The 20,863-nt window shown below is 54.9% G+C and carries 15 protein-coding genes and 1 pseudogene; 6 read left to right on the top strand and 10 right to left on the bottom strand.

The genetic code is table 11. The features are described 5' to 3' along the window. Positions 1–1,703 (top strand): caspase family protein (locus tag WLY71_RS10690; protein ID WP_347803521.1); only part of this gene is annotated, 1,703 nt, incomplete at its 5' end. Between the two features lie 6 nt (positions 1,704–1,709). Beyond that, positions 1,710–3,551, top strand: a complete 1,842-nt coding sequence (locus WLY71_RS10685) for a gluzincin family metallopeptidase (protein WP_347803520.1) — start codon at positions 1,710–1,712, stop codon at positions 3,549–3,551. A 48-nt stretch (positions 3,552–3,599) separates the two neighbouring features. On the opposite strand, the gene WLY71_RS10680 is transcribed toward WLY71_RS10685, so the two are convergent. From WLY71_RS10680 to dnaA, 10 genes and pseudogenes are all read right to left on the bottom strand, one after another. Further along, the gene (locus WLY71_RS10680; protein ID WP_347803519.1) at positions 3,600–4,646 is read right to left on the bottom strand and encodes a hypothetical protein; all 1,047 of its coding nucleotides are present in this window, start codon (positions 4,644–4,646) and stop codon (positions 3,600–3,602) included. A gap of 207 nt (positions 4,647–4,853) precedes the next feature. Continuing rightward, a pseudogene (locus tag WLY71_RS10675) lies at positions 4,854–5,051 on the bottom strand (SdiA-regulated domain-containing protein); the annotation flags it as partial. 226 nt (positions 5,052–5,277) lie between these two features. Then, complete coding sequence (locus tag WLY71_RS10670; protein WP_347803518.1) at positions 5,278–7,113, bottom strand: TniQ family protein; 1,836 nt, start codon at positions 7,111–7,113, stop codon at positions 5,278–5,280. Positions 7,114–7,194: 81 nt separating this feature from the next. Then, a complete protein-coding gene (locus WLY71_RS10665; protein WP_347803517.1) occupies positions 7,195–8,136 on the bottom strand; it encodes a TniB family NTP-binding protein in 942 nt (313 codons plus the stop codon). After that, positions 8,133–10,094 (bottom strand): integrase, encoded by a 1,962-nt coding sequence (locus tag WLY71_RS10660; protein ID WP_347803516.1) that lies wholly within the window; start codon positions 10,092–10,094, stop codon positions 8,133–8,135. The genes WLY71_RS10665 and WLY71_RS10660 overlap by 4 nt, the downstream gene beginning before the upstream one ends. Then, positions 10,075–10,713, bottom strand: a complete 639-nt coding sequence (locus tag WLY71_RS10655) for a TnsA endonuclease N-terminal domain-containing protein (RefSeq protein ID WP_347803515.1) — start codon at positions 10,711–10,713, stop codon at positions 10,075–10,077. Before WLY71_RS10655 ends, WLY71_RS10660 begins: the two co-directional genes overlap by 20 nt. 833 nt (positions 10,714–11,546) lie before the next feature. Further along, positions 11,547–13,970: a DNA topoisomerase (ATP-hydrolyzing) subunit B gene (gyrB, locus tag WLY71_RS10650; protein WP_347803514.1), complete on the bottom strand. Its 2,424-nt coding sequence runs from the start codon at positions 13,968–13,970 to the stop codon at positions 11,547–11,549. 5 nt (positions 13,971–13,975) lie between these two features. Further along, the gene (gene recF / locus WLY71_RS10645) at positions 13,976–15,079 is read right to left on the bottom strand and encodes a DNA replication/repair protein RecF (protein ID WP_007969883.1); all 1,104 of its coding nucleotides are present in this window, start codon (positions 15,077–15,079) and stop codon (positions 13,976–13,978) included. 20 nt (positions 15,080–15,099) lie between these two features. After that, positions 15,100–16,203: a DNA polymerase III subunit beta gene (gene dnaN / locus WLY71_RS10640; protein WP_017341709.1), complete on the bottom strand. Its 1,104-nt coding sequence runs from the start codon at positions 16,201–16,203 to the stop codon at positions 15,100–15,102. A gap of 39 nt (positions 16,204–16,242) precedes the next feature. Beyond that, positions 16,243–17,763 carry a chromosomal replication initiator protein DnaA gene (gene dnaA, locus WLY71_RS10635; RefSeq protein WP_347803513.1) on the bottom strand — a complete coding sequence of 507 codons (1,521 nt, stop codon included), beginning with the start codon at positions 17,761–17,763 and terminating at the stop codon, positions 16,243–16,245. Between the two features lie 567 nt (positions 17,764–18,330). On the opposite strand from dnaA, the gene rpmH reads away from it, so the two are divergent. The 4 genes from rpmH to yidC are packed head-to-tail and all read left to right on the top strand — an operon-like array spanning position 18,331 to position 20,809. Then, positions 18,331–18,465 (top strand): 50S ribosomal protein L34, encoded by a 135-nt coding sequence (rpmH, locus tag WLY71_RS10630; protein WP_003213577.1) that lies wholly within the window; start codon positions 18,331–18,333, stop codon positions 18,463–18,465. A 16-nt stretch (positions 18,466–18,481) separates the two neighbouring features. Then, entirely contained in the window at positions 18,482–18,883 is a 402-nt protein-coding gene (rnpA, locus tag WLY71_RS10625) for a ribonuclease P protein component (RefSeq protein WP_031319201.1), read from the top strand. Next, complete coding sequence (yidD, locus tag WLY71_RS10620) at positions 18,876–19,121, top strand: membrane protein insertion efficiency factor YidD (protein WP_074872215.1); 246 nt, start codon at positions 18,876–18,878, stop codon at positions 19,119–19,121. Before rnpA ends, yidD begins: the two co-directional genes overlap by 8 nt. 2 nt (positions 19,122–19,123) lie before the next feature. Next, complete coding sequence (gene yidC, locus WLY71_RS10615) at positions 19,124–20,809, top strand: membrane protein insertase YidC (protein ID WP_347803512.1); 1,686 nt, start codon at positions 19,124–19,126, stop codon at positions 20,807–20,809. Positions 20,810–20,863: the final 54 nt, after the last annotated feature.

Raw genomic sequence — 20,863 nt, 5'->3', positions numbered from 1 at the left:
GCGCCGAACGGGCAGCCGATCCGGTCGATGGTGGGGCCTGGTACGTGGCCGGCAAGCTCAAGCAATTTTGTGACGCCCATCCAGAGAGTGTCGAGCTGCATGGGATGGGTCACAGTGCCGGGGCGATTTTTCATTGTCATTTCCTGAGCGCCGCGCACCACCTCAGAGTACCGAAATTAGCCACCCTGCAATTCCTCGCACCCGCGGTGCGAGTCGACACCTTCAAGCAGCACCTGCTGGACCTTTTGCACAAGGGTGAGGTGGCGGAGAAGGTGACGATTTTTACCATGAAAAAATACTTCGAGAAGGCCGACGACTGCGCCGGGGTTTATCGCAAGTCGCTGCTTTACCTGATTTTTTATGCATTGGAAGAAAAACGTGGCACGCCGATTCTCGGGCTCGAAGAGAGCCTGCGCGATGATCCTGTGCTCAAGCAGTTATTCTGCCTCGATGGCAAGAACAGCGGGCCGGGTGAAGTCATCTGGTCGCAGTCAGTATCCGACACCGGGCGCTCGGCCAGCCAGTCCACCTCCCATGGCGGCTTCGATGATGACCCGATCACCATGAACAGCGCCTTGTTGCGCATTCTTGGCCTGCCGGATGCCGGTCGGATCACCCCCTATCCACGGGCCAAAGCGCTGTCCCGGACGCGGGCATGGACCGATGAGGTCGATTGGCCTGAGGGCTTCGAACAGTGGCGCCAGAACGCCTCGATTGCACCGCCGACGCGCTACCCGGCGTCGCCGACTACGGTTTCGGTCCAGGCGGTCGGCTCGTCTGCAGTGGCAGGTGGCCGGCGCATGGCGCTGTGCATCGGGATCAATGATTACCCCGAGCCGGAACACCGGCTTGCCGGCTGTGTCGCCGATGCGCAGGTGTGGGCGCAGTCACTGAGCCGGCGCGGCTTTTCCATCCAGATGCTGCTCGACGGCCAGGCCACCCGCGAGGCGATCGATCGAAGTATTCGTGAGTTGGTCACTGAGTCGCGGGCCGGGGATGTCATCGTCATCCAGTATTCGGGTCACGGGACCTTTGTCACCGACCTCAATGGCGATGAAGAGGATAACAATGATGAAGCGCTGTGCCCGGTGGACTTTGCCTCGGGCGCGCTGTACATCGACGATGACATCGCCGAGATCTTCGCCAGTTTGCCGGATGGGGTGAACCTCACTTGCTTCATGGACTGCTGCCATTCGGGCAGCAATACGCGATTTGCGGTCGGGGGAGTCAATCAGCGGCCGCTGGGACGAGACCCCCGCAAGCGTTTCGTACCACCTACCGAGGAGATCAATCGCGCCCATGCGCTGTTTCGCCAGGCCCACGGCGGCGTCTCGCATGCCATGGACAGTGGCGGGGCGCAGGGCATGCGCGACATCAAGTTCGCCGCCTGCCAGGACGATGAAGTGGCGTGGGAAAGCGATGGCCACGGCGAGTTCACCCTGCGCGCCACCCGCGTACTCGACGAGGGCAGTCAGATCACCCATGAGCTGTTCAACCAGCGGGTGGTCAGCGATTTCGGCGCGCAAGCACGTCAGCACCCCAAACTCGACTGCAACGACAACGCCAAAGGTGCGGTGCTGTTGCAACCGCTGCAGAGCATCCTGGTAGCCGGTCCGGGGCGGCAGTCGGGTTCGGAGAATGCCGTGCTGATGCAGATCCTGCAGCTACTGCAACAGCTCTACAGTCAACCGGGCAGGAGGTAACCGATCGTGCCTCAGGAGCCCAAGCGCCCTGGCGAAAGCGTCGACTTTTGCCTGGCGGAGTCATTTGGCTGGCTACCGAGCCCACCCTATCAAAGGGAGCCCGCCGATCCGTTGTATCGACCGCTACGGATCTATACGGTGGACCCTTCGGTACGGCGCCTGGAGGGTTCCATCGGCACCATCAATGTGCCTTTTGAACCACTGACCGCCGGACCCTGCGGTGGTCTGTTCCGGGTCGAACATCGCAATACCGAGCTGGGCCTGGAGTATCGCCAGGCCGACCTGGATGAGCGCGGGGTGCTGATCGCCAACGGTTATGAGCCTTCGCCGTCGGACCCACGCTTTCATCAGCAGATGGTCTATGCCGTCAGCAGCAACGTCTACCTGGCCTTCAAGCTGGCACTGGGACGCGATCCGGGCTGGGGATTTGGCAATGACCAGAAGCGAATGCCGCTGACTTTGCACCCGCATTACGGCGAGAACCGCAATGCGTATTACACCAAAGGCTGCCAGGGTGGCGAGATCCGCTTCGGATATTTCAAAGCCAGCGCCACACCCAGCGATCGATCACTGCCGGGCGGCTACGTCTTCACTTGCCTGTCCCACGACATCATCTCCCACGAAGTCACCCATGCCTTGCTCGATGGCCTGCGCCCATGCTTCAGCCTGCCGATGAGTGCGGACGTGCCGGCCTTCCATGAAGCCTTCGCCGATCTGGTGGCGATTTTTCAACACTTCAGTTACCGGGAAGTACTGATCGCCTCGATCCGTCGGTGCAAAGGCAATCTGATGCAGGCCAGCCTGCTGACTCAGCTGGCTCAGCAGTTTGGTCACACCACCGGCCAGAACGGTCCGCTACGCAGTGCGATAGAGAGCAATCTCGAGCAGCCGCGACAGTACCAGCCGGACATGGAAGTGCACGAACTGGGATCGATTCTGGTCAGTGCGCTGTTCGAAGCCTTTGCGCAGATCTTCGAGCGTAAGAGCGCACGTTATATCCGCCTCGCCACCAACGGCTGCGGGATACTCCCGCCCTATGACATGTCCCACGACTTGCAAGTGCTGCTGTCGGAAAAGGCCAGTAAACTGGCCCGGCAATTCCTCACTATCTGCATCCGCGCCATCGATTATTGCCCACCCACGGCGATCAATTTCGGCGACTACCTGCGGGCGCTGATCACCGCCGACTACGATGTGCTGCCGGATGACCAATGGGACTACCGGGGGGCGATCATCGACAGCTTCCGGCGGCGCAATATTTACCCGCGCAACGTCACCAGTCTCTCGGAAGATGCCTTGTTATGGCGGCCGCCACGGATAACCCTGCCGGACCTGTCAGCCCTGAACTTCGCCTCGCTGCGGTTTGATGGGGATCCGGCGCATTGCGCCAGTCCCCAGGAGCTACGCCGCCAGGCCAGTGTCCTGGGGTTGTATGTCAGCAGACCTGAACACTTGGCCGAGTTCGGCCTGGTAGCTGCCGATGACCCGCGCTTGCAGGGCGACAGCGTCAGCTTGCCGTGCGTGCAGTCGATCCGCACCTTGCGCCGAGTCGGTCCTGATCAGAGCGTGACCTTCGACTTGGTGGCGGAAGTCACTCAGCAACGCCATGTAAAGGCCTGCGAATTGGGCCCGGCGTTTATCTATCAAGGGGGCTCGACCGTGCTCATCAGTCCCCGTGGCGTGGTGCGCTTTGTGGTGTTGAAAGGCGTGACAGGCCGCGACCGGCTGGAACGCCGTCGCCGATTCCTGAGCAGCACCGAGGGCCAGAAATACTGGCGGGTCAGCCAGGACCACTACGTGCAGATCGATGAGGTATTCCGATTGGTGCATGGGGGGCAGGATGCCTGAGCGCCCTCTCAGGATCCTACGCAAGCGTGTTGTGCCCCTTTTGCACTATCAGACGTTTGCCGCAGGCAGGGGAGTGACGTGCGCTGCCCTGAGGAATAGTTCCTTGGATTTTTGATAGCCATAGTCAGTAAGGAAATCGTTGTAGATGTGCAGGTTCAAGGCGATTTTACTCGCGTAATATTTTAGCGGGACCTCTATATCTTCATAGTTGATGTAGTCTATGGAAACAAGATGCTCGATCATCAACACATGATCAAAAAACGATTCGAAGCAGTCGCGTATAAATAGCTCTTTTCTGCTGAAGTTCAGATTATGTGTTCGAAGTCCGGAAATGACGTCTTCGCTCAGGATCGGGACCGAAGTTCCATCTATCATGTAGTAGCGACCTGTCCAGTCAGTCATTTTCATTGCTGCGTGAGACAACGGGTCGCAGAACAGTGATTTAAGTTCATCTTTAGCCGCACTCGCCTGTTTGTGGCGATTCTCCCTATGTTTTTCGGTATTCCCGACCCTGAATTCGACCAGCGCCTTCCAGGCAGCCAGTAGCGCGGCAGGGACGCCAATCACCGTCACGATGATCATTATCAGATCCTTGAGCGTCATGGGCTGTGGGCCCTCTATAATGGGGAATACCGAAGCGGGGAGCTCATTGTTGACAGGGAAATAAATATAGAAAACAAGCCCGAACAGTGCGACAGCCACGTGAGGCAACATTACATGAGGATAAAGCAACACTTTGGCAAAGGTAGATGCGCGATTTGCCTTGTATGCCGTGTTCCAGGCGCGATGTATTTGAAGTGGAACCACTGCCCCGGTTGGCTTCTCGAAATAGGCCTCAAGCACCTTTACCCGTTGGTAATAAGCATCCTGAAATGTTTTCCAGCTGGCCTCAATGCACCAAAATAGCAAGCCGCTGATAAACACAACGAACGAGACAGCAGGTTCTTTGAATATTGCGGAGCCTACAAGGGTGGCGAAGCCGAAGGTAACACTCCAGGCCTTTATCGTCAGGGCGCGGGAGTCGAACGCATCTATGGCGCTCTGCAGGTGGAAATACTCTTGTTGAATGACTTTTGAGTTATCGACGTCTTCCACGTTCACCCCCGCCTGGTTTTCCCGGAGCAACCGAAAAAGTACGGTAATTTCGATAGACCAGTATCGACACGATAGCTGCTTTTTTCAGGGCAAGGATGCAGAAACACGGTTGCCATTTCGGGTACTACCGAGCCCAGCCATCAGTGACCGGCAAAATGTCAGTGAACAGGTTGTCCGGCCCGAGGTGTCAGACGGTGGGTGCGGCGGTTACTTCTTCTGGAACCTGTAGAAAAGATTCGGCTCGCTGACCACATACAGATTGCCCGAACTGTCCATCGTCACGCCTTCGGCTTGCGGTGCATCGTCCTTGAGCTCGGAAATGCCGCGTCTAAGGGGTAGGAAACTGACGAACTTGCCGTCGGCATCCAGTTCGATGAGCGACTTCGATTGATTGCTGAGGAGTAACCGTCCGGCCAACACGCCTTCCTGACCCCGACGCCAAAGGCGATGGTGTCCACCCAATTTAGGTGGACACCATGTCTGGGCTTGGCGGAGCCGGCTAGATGACTTTGCCGGACGCATACCGATTTCGTTACTCTTGCAGTTCCTATCTTAGCGCTCTGAGCTCAGTAAACGCTTGCGCCGATGCAAGGCAACCGGGGGGTAATTGTGGAGATCTGGTCATCATTACTTAGCAATGCTGCGCGGCCTTCCACGACAGGTAGTCGACTAACTTCTTGCTTCGAGGCCAAACGTACTGTCGGCAGGGAGATTTCACTATGGATGGGCCAGCGACTGGCCTGAATCCATTCTCCCAAAGGTGGGGCATGACGTGTTTTGGGGGTAGGCCCAAAAAGACTGACAGCTCGGGGCCAAGTATGTATCTGCGTCTGAACTTCTCAATTGCTTTCGGGAGAACCATTTGCAAGGTACGCCTACCGCTTTTGATGGGGGTACTCCAAAGAATCCCCAGCCGGACCAGCGCGTAAGCGACCTCCTGCTTAACCCCGAGAAGCACCGCCGCTTTGCAGACAGTAATCCCGGGGAAATCCGAAGCCTTCTGAAAGACATTCCAGATCCACTTCTTCAGAGCCTGGGTATTGATTAACCAATGCCCCAACATAACCTTGCCATCACCATCTGAAAAAGCTTGAAGCTGACCGGCCTGAATCGCTTTTATCAGCTCTACCAAGCCTCCACCCGCTGGAAGGTGGTGCTTAGCGAGATAGTTGACCGTAACAAAACCACTTCCCGCTGCAGGCTCAATGCTTTCTGGTCTCAAAGTGCCAATAGAATCGACATCTATCAGCCAGTTTTCGCCATGCTTTGGCCTGCCGCCATAGAACCGGAGCATCCCCGAGCTAATCAACTGTCGAACTCTATCGAGATTGATATGTAGCAGCTTTGCCGCTTGCCTCATGTTGACTGAGCCCTGCATACGCAAAGAAAGCTCTCGAAGCTGGACTACATCAATGACCTTCGATTTACGGCCGCATGAGTGAACGAACTCCCTAGAATCGAGTTCTCCATGATCATGCAATCGCTTGATAAAAGATCTTAGCAAGCCCGTCAATCTTGCAGCCTCGTCGATGGAAACCCAGCGATGATCCTGGATCGTTTTTTCGCTCAGGTAACGATTTCTCCTGGATATCGGTGCGTGCCATTCATCCTTAACGTAAGACTCAAATTCGGTACGAACAAAGTCGAAGCAGGGGGCCACTAAATCATGATGAATGTCTCTGTAGATTGGTCCAAATGCTGATGCAAGCTTCCAATCTTTTTCATTGGATCTTGTATCCCTGAGATCGCTGAGCAAATCCCGAAATGCCCGCGGCCAATTCTCGAGGATTTGGCCGGCCGCCTGCGCTAAATGTCTAGAAACCTCAAGCGACCCAGATCCTGCCACCTTAAGTGGCTTTGTGCAGTCCGATCGCACGCTTCTCACGGCGAGGCGGGACGACAAAACATGAAGCTGTTCATAGGAAAGGGCGTCCAAGCCAGAGTTTCCCAGCTTGAAATTTTCGGACAGCTTTGCTTCAAGTGCAGTGGTCATCCAAGCGCTATGGCTATCTGCAGTGGGGATCTCCACAATCAGTTCAGTGAGGAGATAGCCACAAGACTTACAGCTATTTGCCAACATAGCGCCGTGATTGATCTTGACAGAACAACCTGGGCATTTGTCCTGTAATTGAACCCCATGCAACGAACATGTCGTCACCAGCGTCAGATCCCAGGATTCTTTCCAGTAAGCGCTCTCAGCCAAGCAGCAGGCGCAATACCTCTTGTGACGCAATGACCAGACTTTTAGCGCCTTGGTTTTAGGCTCCCGGAGCTCTTCGGACACCGAAGGCCATGACACAGGCGGCTCAAATCGGCTAAACCAGACAGCTATGTCGCCAGCCTCTGCTTGCTCAAAGGCTTTGATAAGCTCGTCTCCTGCTAAGCCATTGGCACCCGCCAATCGTTGTAAATACCCTAACAAGCTCTCATCGCGCTGAGGGTGTGGGTTGATTAAAAGACCAAACATTCCTGTATATCCGTGAGAACAGTGAGTTACCGAAGGGTTTCTGTAGAGGAGGGAGGCCGGGGTATCTCCCCGGCCTTCTCTTTAGGCCGCGATTAGGTCGAATTTTTCGAACGGCTCATGAAATCCAATCAGAGGCTTGAAGTTAAAGCTGATACTGAATGGATTTCGCTGGTCTGTAGCTTTGCTCCACACCTCATCCAAAAACGCTTCGGCTAGGACATACAGATTTATTCCTTCGAGCTCTCGATGCTGGACGAGCCAAACAGCTCGATCCAGAATTTTGATCAGGTAGTCAATCAAGCCAAATGAAGCCATGTGAAAGCGCCTTAACAACTGAGGCTCTGTAAAGCTGATGGCCTTAACCGGCAATAGGCTAGCAATCACCTCGAGAAGCATTGCAAACTGCGCCGATGTGCATTCGGCATAGCTGAACCGGTTATATTCAACCGTCGCAGAAAACCTTCGTCGTAGTTGCTCGTTTGCCCATAGCAGGCCCTCGGTTCGCTTCAATCCGACGAGTACGAAGGTGATGCTGGTTTCGTTCATCAAGCTCTTGATCCAATCCGCGGCCTCATACGCATCGTTGCGTCGGTAATCCACTAAATGTTGGGCTTCGTCGAGCACCACGACTTCAACCCCCAGATTGGTCATGAGTAGAATGATGCGAGCGAACTTGACCTCCGCAGAATGACCGCGAGCATCCGCGTACGGGTCCTTTAGTGCTGTCAGCATCGCTGTTGCCAAGTTTTTCTTGGTGGGTGACGAGGGAATCTCAACTACCAAGACCGTCCGCTTCCCCGACCCTGGAGGTTCCGTTGCTTTCAATTCCCTAACGTACTCCTTGATCAAGGTGCTTTTTCCCACACCGCTCGGACCTTGGATGACTAAGCCCTTGCTCGCCCCGGTACGCCGGGTATCCCCGTGAACCTCACTCAAGCGCGTCAAGGCTCGCTCAGCCTGCGGGCTGTGAATGAAATGGTGACGCAGAGAGAAGGGAGGGATAATTTGTGCGATAGCGTTCATGGTCGATCACCTGCTGATGGCGGACGGTAGGAAACCTTGAAAGTGGAGGGGGCAGTTGGCGGTGTGAATGACCGATCCACCCACTCCATCTCTGCAACGACTACCGGTGGGGGATTCGCCTCGGCCTTACGACCCTCCCTATCCAACTTGGCCCGTGCTGCTTCCCGTCGCACTCGCAGCTTTTGAGAGCGACGAGCTTCGTCAATGTCTTCTCGCAGCTCTTGGTAGCAACGATGAAGTTCGTCAAAGCTTGGTTGCTCTCCTCCAGCATCTCTAAGCGCTTTCTGGGCCGCCTTCCACATTTCTCGGCTCTTACCAATCAACCGCTTGTCCTTCACCGGTACCTGGAGAAAAACGTTTCTAAACCGGTCATGAACCCAAACATGCCCAGCTTCGTCTCGATAACGAACATTTACCTTCTCATCAGACGTTAAGAGCATTCTCAACTGGGCGAGCTCAGCCGAGTGGTAACCGATGCTGTCAACTTCAATTCCATAGTGATGAACCTTTACGGAGGTTCGTCGAGCAAGAATGCGTTCAAGGGCATCGAGATCCACGGGCAGTCTGACCAAAGTCTGAGCCTCATCAATTGCCCAGGCTTGGGCGGGGGTCATCTTCTTGAGGCCTCGGTGCGGCGTTTGGTGGTAGCCATCCACGATCCATTTAACGACTACGGCTTCCAGTTGCGACAAGGTGAAGCAGGCATGTTTTTCTGACTTGTAATCTCCTTTCTCCTTGATATTGGAGAATGTTGTACCCGGGAGGTTGTGGATAAGTCCCAGATTCTGAGTGCTAAAAAAGCGCTCGACCGCGCCCTTCATTTCAGGTGCCCGGGAGGCGGGATACATAATCTCGATGCCTAGATCGTTGAACCCCAAAATCAAATCATCAGCATGAAATTCGGCAGCATTGTCCGGAACGATCCGCGCCGGCATACCATGGGCTCGCCACTCATTCTTTACTTTCGGAAAGCGTTGCAACAGTTCTGCTTTGGGACGGATCGAACGCTCAATGACTCGTAGAACAGATTCAGTGTTTGGCGCAGACAGGTGGAGGAGGTACCCCATGATCATTCGAGAGTACCTGTCTAACACTATCGTTAGGTAAGGTCGCCCGATAACCAAACCGGTCTCTTCATCCACGAGCAGGACATCCAATAGGGTGTGATCGATCTCCCACCTCTCGAGGATCTGATTTACCTGGAGTACACCCGCAGCTACACGGTGCTTTTTATTAGCGGCATGCTTACCGAGGCGAGCAACATCCACCAAGAAGGGATCTAGCCTGGCAATGTATCTGCGGACGGTCATGCCGCTGGGGAGGATGAACTGTTCAGAGGGCAACCGTTCCCGATTAAGGGCCTCAAGTCTGAGATGGTATTCACCTATGACCTTTGAAACTTTTGGCCGGGTGTCTTTTAGATAAAGTTCATCAATGACTCTCTCCAGTATGCCTTCAAGCTCATCTTTAATGGCGGCTGCCCGGCCTTTTTTATTATGTTTAGGTACCAACCTTATTATGTTGTTTCCAATGTACCTCGATGCCCAACGTCTGACAGTTGATATTGAAGGCGCACATGCATCACCTATTATTTTTGCTATTTTTTTCAATTCTTCCAACATGACTTCTTCACTCGGTAATTTTGATTGGTCCTTCCCCATTACACCCTCAAGATACCGGCGCCGACGTAAGGCTTCTTGGCTGTGATTGGCTGGAAAGCATGTAAGATCAGGGGCTACGTTCCGCACGAATGGCACTTCTCCGAGAAATGGTTGATCCGCGCAAATTTCAATTTCACGCTTTTCATACCCAACGTAGAACTCAGCCTCGGTCAACTTTGTGGGTTCACCTAACTCATCAAAAAAGAGTAGTCGTCGATCAACTAATCTCCGTTGGAGAACCATCAAAACGCCTTTTACGGATACGGCTAATTTTGCTTTAAGCGAAAAAATTTGCATGACGATGCCCTCCTGTTAAGAAGACTTCTGAGTTGTTGCTAATAGTCTGATCAAGACTGATACCAACAATGCCTAAGCCCAATAAACGCCATGCCTCCATATCACCAAAAACCGCAATAAATTCACTAAAAGTCTTCGGCTCGTGGGCATCAAGAAGTTCTCGAACCTCGTCGACTTGGGAATTCGAAAGCATGGGCCCGCGACGGTGGTACATAAGCTTTTGAAGGTTCCTAGCCAACGGTTCGCTATGAATCAGATCATTCGTGACAACAGTAAAATTGCGATTACTGGCGGCAAAATGAACCTTTGCAGCTTCCAGCCGTTGATCGACACTGGCGATCAAAAGCCGCTTTTGCGGCTTCACTTCGAACCACCACTCACTGCCATCCGTAAGAAATACATGGAGGTCAGGAAAATATTTTATGGTTGCCGAGTCGAGCGATACGCTCTCTCGGCTGGGCTGTATGGTGTAGCTGAGAACCTGCGGTGACAGCTCCAGAAGCCGGAAAAACCCACCTTCCAGCTGGGATTCCCAAGGCGTAGGTTTGCCATTTTTCAGGGAGGGAAAGTAGCCTCTGAAATGGCAAGAACGCCGGGTTACAACCTTTCGCACTGACATTGAACACCTCCACAAATCTTTGAGACGAGCACCTGCGCTGCACCCGATAACTCAGGCGCAGAGCGGGCTCCAGAGGGGCTTTCGACAGGCAACACTTCCCCGTCGAGGGCCCTCGCTGAAGTCGATTTTTTGGGAGAGGATTGACAAGCGCCGAAAAAAGGCAGAAATTGCGCGGGTTCGTCTACGCAAGATATACTTGGTTGTAGGCGCTGTCAGAGCCTCTGATTAAGCGTTTCTACATTTCTCGATGCCTCCTTATAGGGTCGTCGACGAAAGCAGCCATGCCGTGAGCTCTATTTTCCAGATAGATGCTCAAAGCAGAAGCTGTTACCGGTGGCCGTTAGGAACTTGCTTCAACAAGTTTACGTAACCGGCTGATTTTATTGGTGCGCTCTTACGGCGTAAGAGCGTGCCAGATTTTACTCCCACCATTCGTCTTTCTCCACGAAAATTTTCGCCATTAAGCTTGACTTTTAATTACACATTCGTGTTATTTAGATTTGAATTCGATACTTCCAGTATTATTCGCGCATGTGCGTTCTCCTTCCTTCATCTCCTCTGTACCACTTTCATCCCAGTCCATCGAATTCCTCTCCAGCCCAATGTCCCGGCGCATTTACTTCATGTGGAGGTCCACTAGTAGGCGCCTTCCTCGGGCGGGCCCAAGATGTATTGCCCCCCAAGCATCTTGCCTGCAGGGTAGAGGGGCGTAATTTTCGAGCGCACAAAAAAGGCCAATTCAGAGAATTGGCCTTTTTTTCGCTTTCCTTTCGGAAGGCGTCTGATCATCTATTTGTGAAAATGATCAACTATTTTGTGAACCTACAGCTGGATCAGAAGTCCAGGTTGGAAACCGCCAAGGCGTTGCTTTCGATGAAGTCACGACGAGGCTCGACCGCATCACCCATCAGGGTGTTGAAGATCTGGTCCGCGCCAATGGCGTCTTCGATGGTCACTTTGAGCATCCGGCGCTGTGCTGGGTCCATGGTGGTTTCCCACAGCTGATCCGGGTTCATCTCCCCCAGGCCTTTGTATCGCTGGATGGTGTGACGCTTGGTGCTTTCGGCCATCAGCCATTCAAGGGCTTCCTTGAACTCGGTGACTGGCTTCTTGCGCTCGCCACGCTGGATATACGCGCCGTCGTCCAGCAAGGTGCTCAGTTGAGCGCCCAGAGAAACAACCGTCTTGTAATCGTTGCTGCCGAAGAAGTCGCGGTTGAAGGTGACGTAGTTCGACAAGCCGTGGGAGATCAGTTCGACCTCAGGCAGCCAGACGTTCCGTTCACGGTCTTCACGCAGGCTGGCTTTGTAAACCAGGCCGGACTTCTCTACGGTGCGCAGGCGAACTTCGTACTGGGCCATCCAATCCTGCATCGCAGCGTGATCGGACAATTGCTCCAGGCTAACGGCAGGAAGGTAGATGAAGTGCTCGGTCAGCTCCTGTGGGTACAGGCGCGACAGACGCTTGAGCGTCTTCATTACCAGACGGAAGTCATTCACCAGACGTTCGAGGGCTGGTCCGGAAATGCCCGGGGCTTCCTCGTTCAGGTGCAGGCTCGCATCTTCCAGGGCCGACTGCGTCATGTACTCTTCCATGGCGTCGTCGTCTTTGATGTATTGCTCTTGCTTGCCTTTCTTGACCTTGTACAGCGGTGGCTGGGCGATGTAGATGTAGCCGCGCTCGATCAGCTCCGGCAACTGGCGGAAGAAGAAGGTCAGCAGCAGGGTACGGATGTGCGAACCGTCGACGTCAGCATCGGTCATGATGATGATGTTGTGGTAACGCAGCTTCGCGATGTTGTACTCGTCGCGGCCAATGCCGCAGCCCAGCGCGGTGATCAAGGTGCCCACTTCTTGCGAAGAGATCATCTTGTCGAAACGCGCCTTCTCGACGTTCAGGATCTTGCCCTTCAACGGCAGGATGGCCTGGGTTCTACGATTGCGTCCCTGCTTGGCGGAGCCGCCAGCAGAGTCACCTTCCACGAGGTACAGTTCGGAAAGGGCAGGGTCTTTTTCCTGGCAGTCAGCCAGTTTGCCCGGCAGACCGGCAATATCCAGTGCGCCTTTACGACGTGTCATCTCACGGGCTTTACGCGCCGCTTCACGCGCACGCGCCGCGTCGATCATCTTGCCGACAACCAACTTGGCTTCGTTCGGGTTTTCCAGCAGGAAGTCGGAGAAGTACTTACCCATTTCCTGTTCGACCGCGGTCTTCACTTCGGAAGAAACCAGCTTGTCTTTGGTCTGGGAGCTGAACTTCGGATCCGGCACTTTTACCGAGATGATCGCGGTCAGGCCTTCACGGGCGTCGTCACCGGTGGTCGCGACTTTGTGTTTCTTCGCCAGACCTTCAGCTTCGATGTAGGTGTTCAGGTTCCGCGTCAGAGCGGAACGGAAACCCACCAAGTGAGTACCGCCATCGCGCTGTGGAATGTTGTTGGTGAAGCACAACAGGTTCTCGTTGAAGCTGTCGTTCCACTGCAAGGCGATTTCCACGCCGATGCCGTCTTCGCGCTGGATGTTGAAGTGGAACACCTGGTTGACCGGGGTCTTGTTGGTGTTCAGGTATTCAACGAACGCACGCAGGCCACCCTCGTACTTGAACAGCTCTTCCTTGCCGCTACGCTCATCCTTAAGGACGATGCCGACACCGGAGTTGAGGAAGGACAGTTCACGAATCCGCTTGGCCAGGATGTCCCAGCTGAAGTGGATGTTCTTGAACGTCAGGTCGGACGGTTTGAAGTGGATCTGGGTGCCGGTGGTTTCACTCTCACCGACGATTTTCATCGGTTCTTTTGGAACACCGTGAATGTAGGTCTGTTCCCAGATTTTGCCGCTGCGGCGAACGGTCAAGACCAGCTCTTCGGATAGGGCGTTCACAACCGACACACCTACACCGTGCAGGCCGCCGGATACTTTGTAGGAGTTGTCGTCGAATTTACCACCAGCGTGCATCACGGTCATGATGACCTCGGCTGCCGAGACGCCTTCTTCTTTGTGCACATCTACCGGGATACCACGACCGTTGTCGCGAACGGTGATGGATTCGTCCGGGTGGATGATGATGCTGATGTCGTCGCAGTGGCCAGCGAGCGCTTCATCGATGGAGTTGTCGACTACCTCGAAGACCATGTGGTGCAGACCGCTACCATCGTCGGTGTCACCAATGTACATACCGGGACGTTTGCGTACGGCATCCAGGCCTTTCAGCACTTTAATGCTCGTTGAGTCGTAGGTATTCGTATTTTCTTCGCTCAATGCCTTCACTCCCGATGGTCGTGGGTCTGGGTGATACGGCCCTGTTCCACGTGGAACAGAGCGACTGGCGTTTCCGTCTGCCAGCCTTCCCTCAATAATTCGTGATCTACACAGGTTATAAACACCTGGCAGCGTAAGTCTTCCAGCAAGCGGCAAAGCGCGCGGCGGTGGTGCTCGTCCAGTTCGGACGGCAGGTCATCCACCAGATAAATACACTGGCCGCGTCGGGCCTGGCTAACCAAGTGCCCTTGGGCAATCCGCAATGCACAGACCACCAGCTTCTGCTGACCGCGAGACAAGATGTCCGCGGCGTTGTGTGCGCCCAATCTAAGACGCAAATCAGCGCGCTGCGGTCCGGCCTGGGTATGACCCATTTGCTGATCCCGCTGAAGGGACCCGGCGAGCACTGCACTCAGCTCTCGGTCTTTGTCCCAACCTCGGTAATAGCTGAGCGTTAAGCCCTCGAGCTCAACCAGTTCGCTCAAGGTCTGTTCAAAGACTGGTTTCAAGGCTTTGATATAAGCGCGGCGGTATTCATCAATTTCAGCGCTGGCCTGGCACAGTTCCCTGTCCCAAACCGCTTGCGAAACGGCGTCAAGTGTACCATGCCGCAGCCAAGAGTTTCTCTGGCGCAGGGCCTTCTGCAAGCGCTGCCAGGTGGACATGAATCGTGGTTCCACGTGGAACACGCCCCAGTCGAGAAACTGCCGGCGAATCTTCGGTGCGCCTTCCAGCAATCGGAAACTGTCAGGGTTGATCAACTGCAGCGGCAGAATTTCCGCCAGTTGCGCCGCGCTGCGAGCGTTCTGCCCGTCGATGCGAATCTGGAACTCGCCTTGACGGTCGCGGGATATCCCCAAGGCGCTGTGCCCACCCTCGGCCAACTCCACCTGCCCAAACACCGTACAGGCGAGCTGCTCGTACTGGATGACCGGTAACAGGCGGGTGCTACGAAACGAACGGGCAAGCCCTAGCAGATGAATGGCTTCCAGAACACTGGTTTTGCCGCTGCCGTTGGCGCCGTAAAGAATGTTGATTCGGGGGGAGGGGGAAAAGGTCACCGGGTGCAGATTGCGCACCGCGGTGACCGAGACGCGACTTAAGGACATCTAGCTTCTGCTGAGCATGATTACAGACGCATCGGCATGACAACGTAGGCCGAGTCGTCGTTGTCAGACTCTTGCACCAACGCACTGCTGTTGGAGTCGGACAGGATCAGGCGAACTTGTTCAGTGGTCATCACGCCCAGCACGTCGAGCAGGTAACTCACGTTGAAACCGATTTCCAGATTGCCGCCGTTGTACTCGACGCCCACTTCTTCTTCCGCTTCTTCCTGTTCAGGGTTGTTCGCCTGGATCTTCAGCTGACCGTTGGCCAGTTGCAGACGGATGCCGCGGTATTTCTCGTTGGACAGAATCGCGGTACGGCTGAAGGCTTCACGCAGGGCCTGACGATCGCCGAGGACCAGCTTGTCGCCACCTTTGGGCAGAACACGCTCGTAGTCCGGGAATTTGCCGTCGACCAGTTTCGACGTGAAGGTGAACTCGCCAGTGGTTGCACGGATGTGGTGCTGACCCAGTACGATACTGACGATGCCGTCCGGCTCAGTCAGCAGGCGCGCCAGCTCAAGGATACCTTTACGTGGCACGATGACCTGGTGGCGATCCGGCTGACCGATATCAGCCTGCATCGAGCACATGGCCAGACGGTGACCGTCGGTGGCCACGGCGCGGATGATGCCCGCCGAGACTTCCAGCAGCATGCCGTTGAGGTAGTAACGCACGTCCTGCTGGGCCATGGCGAAGCTGGTCCGTTCAATCAGACGGCGCAATTTGCTTTGCTCAAGGCTGCACGTCAACGAGCCTGGGCCTTCTTCCACAGTCGGGAAGTCATTGGCCGGCAGGGTCGACAGGGTGAAGCGGCTACGGCCGGCCTTCACCACGAGCTTCTGCTCGTCGACCTTGATGTCGATCAGCGCATCGTTCGGCAAGCTCTTGCAGATATCCATCAGCTTGCGCGCAGGCACAGTGATGGAACCTGGATCGGCAGGCTCTTCGAGTTGTACACGACCGACCAGCTCGACTTCCAGGTCGGTACCGGTCAGCGACAATTGCTGGCCTTCGACAACCAGCAGCACGTTGGAGAGCACCGGCAAGGTCTGTCGGCGCTCGACGACGCCTGCGACCAGTTGCAGGGGTTTCAACAGGGCTTCGCGTTGAATGGTGAAATGCATGGTCTAGTCCCTTGCCTTAATAAGCTGCGCTGGTGTTCATCAAGTGGTCAGTGTACGCAGCAGGTTCTTGTAGTCCTCGCGGATGTCCGCGTCGGATTCCTTAAGTTCGTTGATCTTGCGGCAGGCGTGCAAAACAGTGGTGTGGTCCCGGCCGCCAAACACGTCGCCGATTTCCGGCAGGCTGTGGTTGGTCAGTTCTTTGGACAACGCCATGGCGACCTGACGCGGACGAGCTACCGAACGCGAACGACGTTTGGACAACAAGTCGGAGATCTTGATCTTGTAGTACTCGGCGACAGTGCGCTGAATGTTATCCACAGAGACCAGTTTGTCTTGCAGTGCCAACAGATCTTTCAGGGATTCGCGAATCAACTCGATGGTGATATCGCGGCCCATGAAGTGCGAGTGGGCGATCACGCGTTTGAGCGCGCCTTCCAGCTCACGGACGTTGGAACGAATACGCTGGGCAATGAAGAACGCCGCGTCATGGGGCAGATCGACTTTGGCCTGATCGGCCTTTTTCATCAGGATCGCCACGCGGGTTTCCAGTTCCGGCGGCTCGACGGCTACCGTCAGGCCCCAGCCGAAGCGGGATTTCAGGCGCTCTTCAAGGCCTTCGATTTCTTTCGGGTAGCGGTCACTGGTGAGAATGACCTGCTGGCCACCTTCAAGCAGGGCGTTGAAGGTGTGGAAAAACTCTTCCTGGGAACGTTCCTTGCGGGCGAAAAACTGAATGTCATCGATCAACAATGCATCCACCGAGCGGTAGAAGCGCTTGAACTCGTTGATCGCATTCAGCTGCAAGGCCTTGACCATGTCCGCAACGAAACGCTCGGAATGCAGGTACACAACCTTGGCATTCGGATTCTTCTTTAATAGGTGGTTACCCACAGCGTGCATCAAGTGGGTTTTACCCAAGCCTACGCCACCATAAAGGAAGAGCGGGTTGTAACCGTGCTTGGGATTGTCCGCCACTTGCCAGGCCGCAGCCCGAGCGAGTTGGTTGGACTTGCCCTCGACGAAGTTTTCGAAGGTGAAGGTACGGTTCAGGTAGCTGGTGTGCTTAAGCGCGCCTTCGACCTGCACCGTACGCTGTTCGGCGCGAATCGGAGCTTGTTGCGAACTGGCCCCGGCCATCGGGTCGAAGCTGTCGCGCGATGGCTCTTCATTAACCTCGGCAACTTTTTGCGTCGCACGCTTGGTCGGAGCGGCTACCTGGGCTGGCGCCGTGGCGCTGACAGGTGCTTGAGCGGCCTGAGCCTGTGAAGCAGCGGCGGCCAACGGAGCATTCGGGGCAGCACGCGGTGCCGAACTGCGTTTGCTGCCTATTAATAAGGACAGCGCCGGCGCCATGCCATTGCCATGCTCATCCAGCAGTTCAAGGACGCGGCCCAGGTACTTTTCGTTGACCCAGTCGAGAACAAAACGATTCGGTGCGTAGACACGCAACTCGTCGCCTTCGGCTTCGACCTGTAGTGGACGGATCCAAGTGTTGAATTGTTGGGCAGGCAGCTCATCGCGCAAAAGCTCCACGCACTGCTGCCAAAGTTCCACTGACACGGATATCCCCTAAGTTGAAAGCCGGTGAGGCAAAAACAAGCCGCCATTGTAGCCGACCAAGCCCCGACTTATCCACACGAAGGTTGTGCACCTCCCATGAAGAATCAGTGATTTATACGAAAAAAAGACGACCAGCGGTCTGTGCATAAGCTCTGTGGATAACCGGGTCTAAGGTCGTTGTACAAGTGGGGGGGAAACTCGGTGGATAACCACCCTGTGGGTAAGTACCTCTTTCACACACAGCTTATCCGACAGCGCAGCACAGGCTTACCACCGTTTTCCACCGTAGTTGTCATTCTCTGTACATCACGACTTTAAAGGGCTGATGGCAGTTATCCACAGATGATCGTGTCCCTAGCTTTTATAAGCTTTACAGAAAAGCTTTAAATACTTTCCTTCTTAATTTCTATATCTAGCCAAGGAGCTCGGCAGGAAAAACGTCTGTAGATCTATTTATAAGGAAACGCTGGTTGGAAATTGACCTAGAGGCTTGCTTTCTCTAGAATCCCCGGTCTCTTAAAACGGGGGCCATTCCGGCCCGTTGTGGACGAACCAGGTAACACGACAATGAAACGTACTTTCCAACCAAGCACTATCAAACGCGCTCGTACCCACGGTTTCCGTGCTCGCATGGCTACCAAAAACGGTCGTGCCGTCCTGTCGCGTCGTCGCGCCAAAGGTCGTGCGCGTCTGGCAGTTTGATAATCCGGCACTGGAGGTGAGTCAGGACTTCAGTCGGGAAAAGCGTCTGCTTACTCCCCGGCATTTCAAGGCAGTCTTTGACTCCCCTACCGGCAAGGTTCCGGGGAAAAATCTCCTGCTCCTTGCGCGCAACAACGATCTTGATCACCCCCGTCTCGGGCTGGTTATCGGGAAAAAGAGCGTAAAGCTCTCCGTCGAGCGCAATCGCCTCAAACGTCTGATGCGCGAATCGTTCCGTCTGAACCAGGACTCACTGGCCGGCTGGGACATCGTTATCGTCGCGCGCAAAGGTTTGGGTGACGTAGAAAACCCCGAATTGATTCAGCATTTCGGCAAACTCTGGAAGCGTCTGGCACGCAGCACGCCGGTACCAGCAGTCAAAACCGAAACTGTAGGGGTAGACAGTCCCGATGCGTAAACTGGCACTCGTTCCGATCCAGTTTTATCGCTATGCCATTAGTCCTCTGATGGCCAGTCACTGTCGTTTCTACCCCAGTTGTTCCTGCTACGCGTATGAAGCCATAGAAAATCATGGCCTTCTGCGCGGTGGCTGGCTGGCCTTTCGTCGTTTAGGTCGCTGTCATCCGTGGAATCCCGGTGGTTATGACCCGGTTCCATCTATCCCTACCTCCCGTTCTTCTTCGATGGCCGAGTAATCATGGATATCAAACGCACGATCCTGATCGTCGCCCTGGCAATCGTGTCCTACGTTATGGTTCTTAAATGGAACCAGGACTATGGCCAGGCTGCCCTGCCGACTCAGAATGTTGCTTCCAGTACTACCGCACCGGGCCTACCGGATACGGCGACTGGCAATAATGCTTCTGTCAGTGACGACATTCCACGCGCCGCAAGCGATACCAGTGCAACTGCCCCTGCTGAAACACCAGTAGCTGCAAGCAAAGACCTCATCCAGATCAAAACGGATGTGCTCAACCTGGCAATCGATCCACAAGGTGGCGATGTTGCCCAGTTGACGCTGCCGCTGTATCCACGTCGCCAGGACCATCCGGAAATTCCATTCCAGTTGTTCGATAACGGCAACGAGCGGACTTATCTGGCTCAAAGCGGTTTGATCGGCACCAACGGTCCGGACGCCAGTCCTGCCGGTCGTCCGGTTTACTCCTCGGAGAAGAAGATTTACCAACTGGCTGACGGTCAGGACCAATTGGTCGCAGACCTGAAGTTCAGCAAGGACGGCGTCAACTACATCAAGCGTTTCACCCTGAAACGTGGGCTGTATGACGTAACCGTTTCCTACCTGATCGATAACCAGAGTGCTCAGCCTTGGTCCGGTGCAATGTTCGCGCAATTGAAGCGTGACGCCAGCTCCGATCCTTCTTCCAGCACCGCCACCGGCACCGCGACTTACCTGGGCGCCGCCCTGTGGACAAGTAACGAGCCGTACAAGAAAGTGTCGATGAGCGACATGGACAAGGCTCAGCTGAAAGAAACCGTAACCGGTGGTTGGGTTGCCTGGTTGCAGCACTACTTCGTGACCGCATGGATTCCGGCGAAAGGCGAAAACAACCTCGTCCAGACCCGTAAAGACAGCAAAGGCAACTACATCATCGGCTACACCGCACCGGCAATGACTGTCGCGCCAGGTGCAAAAGACGAGACCAGCGCCGTTCTATACGCCGGTCCGAAAAGCCAGGCTGTGTTGAAAGAGTTGTCCCCAGGTCTGGAACTGACCGTCGACTACGGCATTCTGTGGTTCATTGCCCAGCCAATTTTCTGGCTGCTGCAACATATCCACGCGCTGATCGGCAACTGGGGCTGGTCAATCATCTTCCTGACTATGCTGATCAAAGGGATCTTCTTCCCGCTGTCGGCAGCCAGCTACAAATCCATGGCGCGCATGCGTGCAGTGGCACCGAAACTGGCCGCGCTGAAAGAGCAACATGGCGACGACCGGCAGAAAATGTCGCAAGCCATGATGGAGCTGTACAAGAAAGAGAAGATCAATCCGCTGGGTGGTTGCTTGCCAATCCTCGTGCAGATGCCGGTTTTCCTTTCGCTGTACTGGGTTCTGCTGGAAAGCGTTGAAATGCGCCAAGCGCCGTTCATGCTGTGGATTACTGACCTGTCGATCAAGGATCCGTTCTTCATTCTGCCGATCATCATGGGTGTAACCATGTTCATCCAGCAGCAATTGAACCCGACGCCTCCGGATCCGATGCAGGCCAAGGTGATGAAGCTGATGCCTATCATCTTCACCTTCTTCTTCCTGTGGTTCCCGGCTGGTCTGGTTCTGTACTGGGTAGTGAACAACGTTTTGTCGATCGCCCAACAGTGGTACATCACTCGTAAGGTCGAAGCGGCTACCAAAGCAGCTGCCTGACTTACACTGTGGATAACCACTCAAAACGCCCCCTAGTGGGGCGTTTTGCTATCT

Source organism: Pseudomonas rossensis, from assembly GCF_039888995.1.
GTDB lineage: Bacteria > Pseudomonadota > Gammaproteobacteria > Pseudomonadales > Pseudomonadaceae > Aquipseudomonas > Aquipseudomonas rossensis.
This window is presented reverse-complemented; position numbering and strand designations above follow the sequence as displayed.